Origin of the sequence: uncultured Roseovarius sp. (genome assembly GCF_913054395.1) — a bacterium.
In the GTDB taxonomy this organism is placed as follows: domain Bacteria; phylum Pseudomonadota; class Alphaproteobacteria; order Rhodobacterales; family Rhodobacteraceae; genus Roseovarius.
Genome location: NZ_CAJXIP010000255.1, coordinates 1 through 2,681, shown reverse-complemented (window position 1 = coordinate 2,681; position 2,681 = coordinate 1). Strand labels below are relative to the sequence as shown.

The 2,681-nt window shown below is 59.9% G+C and carries 4 protein-coding genes and 1 pseudogene; all 5 read left to right on the top strand.

Features of this window, described 5'->3' with window-relative positions:
• Positions 1 to 155, top strand: a pseudogene (locus QZ522_RS18950) (GTP cyclohydrolase I FolE2); the annotation flags it as partial.
• Positions 156 to 340: 185 nt separating this feature from the next.
• On the top strand, positions 341 to 814 hold the full coding sequence (locus QZ522_RS18945; RefSeq protein WP_294615306.1) for a hypothetical protein: 474 nt from the start codon (positions 341 to 343) through the stop codon (positions 812 to 814).
• A gap of 127 nt (positions 815 to 941) precedes the next feature.
• The gene (locus tag QZ522_RS18940) at positions 942 to 1,163 is read left to right on the top strand and encodes a hypothetical protein (protein WP_294615305.1); all 222 of its coding nucleotides are present in this window, start codon (positions 942 to 944) and stop codon (positions 1,161 to 1,163) included.
• Between the two features lie 188 nt (positions 1,164 to 1,351).
• A complete protein-coding gene (locus tag QZ522_RS18935; RefSeq protein ID WP_294615303.1) occupies positions 1,352 to 1,579 on the top strand; it encodes a DUF1127 domain-containing protein in 228 nt (75 codons plus the stop codon).
• Between the two features lie 67 nt (positions 1,580 to 1,646).
• A partial coding sequence (locus tag QZ522_RS18930; RefSeq protein ID WP_294615301.1) for a potassium transporter TrkG occupies positions 1,647 to 2,681 on the top strand: 1,035 nt, incomplete at its 3' end.

Below are 2,681 nucleotides of genomic sequence, written 5' to 3'. Positions count from 1 at the left end.
TGTCTGATCCGCGGATCGGCGATTTCCGGGTCATCGCCAGCCATCAGGAAAGCCTGCACAGCCATGATGCGGTCAGTGTTCTGACCGAGGGCGATACCTTTGCCTCTGACAGTCTTGATCCCAAGCTGTTTCACACGTTGGTGCATGGTGCCTGAAGCGGGCCGGGCCGGGTGCCTGTTTAGCCGGCATGGCGTGTAAGATTTAGGCGACTTCCCGCGTGTCGGGCGGCAATTGTTTTGACGATGGGTCAATTTGGTGCCATCGACGTCTGGCCTTGCGTTACGCTGTTGTCACCCGGCGCAGGTATCGCGGTGGTGTACTGGCTGACAAGGAGACTGATATGTTTACTCCCGACTTTCCGTTGAAACTTTCTGCCGCCGGATTTCGGTTCGCCGGGTATATGGTCGAAAGCAATCTGCGCGTGGCACAGGTGCTTGGAGAGGCCGCGCTTAAGACCGGGCCATTCTCGAAGCCGTTGAGCGCAAAGTCTGCTGAGCCGCAGCGCGCCCCGCGCCCCGCCCGCGCCAAACCCGCAGCGGCAAAGCGGGTGGCGCCCGCAAAGCAAGCCCAGGCCGCGCATACGCCCGCGCCCGCGCCGGTGAAAGCCGAAGCCCCCGCCAAGACCGCCCCCCCGGTGGCAAGCCCGGCTTCCAGAGCCGCCGCCAAGCCAAGCCCGAAAGCAGCCAGCCCGGCGCCGAAAACCGCGCACCCGGTCGTCAAGGCAACGCCTGAACCTGCCCCGAACAAGGCCTACCGCAAACCGTCTATGCCGCCTGCGATGCCGACGAAGGCAAAGAAATCCAAGTCAAAGTAATCACTTATGGCGCGGGATGCATCTGGCGCAACCCGGCCATTCCGAATTGGCGATGGTAACGTCAACGGCGCTGACCTAACTTGATGACAGGGAGGAAACCTGAACAAGACATAAAGTGAGGTTTCCAATGGCGAACATTGCAACAAACATCCCGACATCGCCCCTGCGCGACGGCTGGAAGAAATTCACAGCGGCTCTGGAGCGCGGTATCGAGCGTCACAGCCAGGTCACATCGCGCCGCAACCGGATCGAAGAGCTGGAATCGAAATCCGACGAAGAGCTTCAAAGCATGGGCATCCGGCGCGAAGACATCACATATCACGTCTTCAAGGATCTGTTCTACGCCTGAAGATTTGCGCGCACCATCACGCGTCACATTCAACCCCGGTGGGCCGATCCCGCCGGGGTTTTCCGTGCTTAAATGCTGCGACGCGGCGATATTTTGCCGGAATGGCCGGAACGTCGGGATTTCAGGACCATTTTAGGCTATGATCGTTGTGGGGAGGAACCCGTCACACTCTGACGAAAGGGGTTCCAATGGCCGAACAAGACCTGCACACCCGATTCCTGCCCGCCCAATGGCGGCGCGATCTGGATCTGTTTCTGGCCGAGCACGCGGCCGGGATGAACGCCTATCTGATAACGCGCACGCGCCTGGAAAGTCTGGTGCAGATGTATGCCCTGAACGATTCCGAACTGGCCGCGATGGGGCTTGCGCGCAGGGATATTCCCGCCTTTGTCTTTGAGGATATCCTGCCGGGTTAGGGTCGGCGTCGCTACGTGCGCGCATCCTGCTTGACAGTGCCGTGCCCGAAGGCCAACTCTGCGCGTCATGTTTGATATGCGTCCCGTGGGATATCTTGTTGGCCTGATGGTCATGGCCATGGGGCTTACCATGGTGTTACCGCTCTTGGTGGATATCGCCGAGGGGCGCGAGCATTGGCCGGTTTTCGCGGAAAGCATGATCGTCACCTGCCTGATTGGCGGGCTTGTGGCGCTTGCCTGTAAAAATTCGGTCGGTGAGGGGCTTACCATTCAGCAATCTTTCCTGCTGACCACGCTGGTCTGGGCGATGCTGCCGCTGTTCGGGGCGATTCCCTTCATGCTCGGTGAAACCGATCTCGGTTTCACCGACGCCTACTTCGAATCGATGTCGGGGATGACCACCACCGGGGCGACGGTGATTGCGGGGCTTGACGAGCTGCCCAAGGGGCTTTTGCTCTGGCGGGGCATTCTGCAATGGCTGGGCGGGCTTGGGATCGTGATCGTGGCGCTGGTTTTCCTGCCCGAGATGCGGGTGGGGGGCATGCAGTTCTTTCGCGCCGAGGGGTTTGACACCCTTGGCAAGGCGCTGCCGCGCACGATTGATATCTCGAAAGGGGTGCTGAATGTCTATCTTGGCCTGACGGCGATTTGCACGTTGTTCTATCTTGCGCTTGGCATGGGGGCATTCGATGCCACGGTGCATTCGCTGACCACGGTGTCGACGGGCGGTTTTTCCACCTCTGACAATTCTTTCGCGGCATTTCCGGGGGCACCGCAATATGCCTGCGTTGTGTTCATGATCCTGGCCAGCCTGCCTTTCGTTCGGATGATGCAGGGGGTGCATGGCAATATCAAACCGCTCTATCGCGATACACAGGTGCGCACCTATCTGCGCTGGCTGGCCTATGCGTTCGTTATGGTCGCGGCCTATGACCTATTGGTCAATGGCCGCTTTGAGGAAGAGAGCCTGCGCGCGCGGCTTTTCAATGTGGTATCGATCTTTTCCGGCACCGGGTATGGCGACGGCGATGTGACTGCCTGGGGCAATCTTCCCTTTGTGGTGCTGATCGTGGTGGGGGCCATCGGCGGCTGTACGAGTTCG

What these genes read in the sequence shown, in the direction of transcription:
- QZ522_RS18945 (WP_294615306.1), top strand. Translation starts at nt 341, where the DNA reads ATGTTTACTCCCGACTTTCCGTTGAAACTTTCTGCCGCCGGATTTCGG.
- QZ522_RS18935 (WP_294615303.1), top strand. Translation starts at nt 1,352, where the DNA reads ATGGCCGAACAAGACCTGCACACCCGATTCCTGCCCGCCCAATGGCGG.
- QZ522_RS18940 (WP_294615305.1), top strand. Translation starts at nt 942, where the DNA reads ATGGCGAACATTGCAACAAACATCCCGACATCGCCCCTGCGCGACGGC.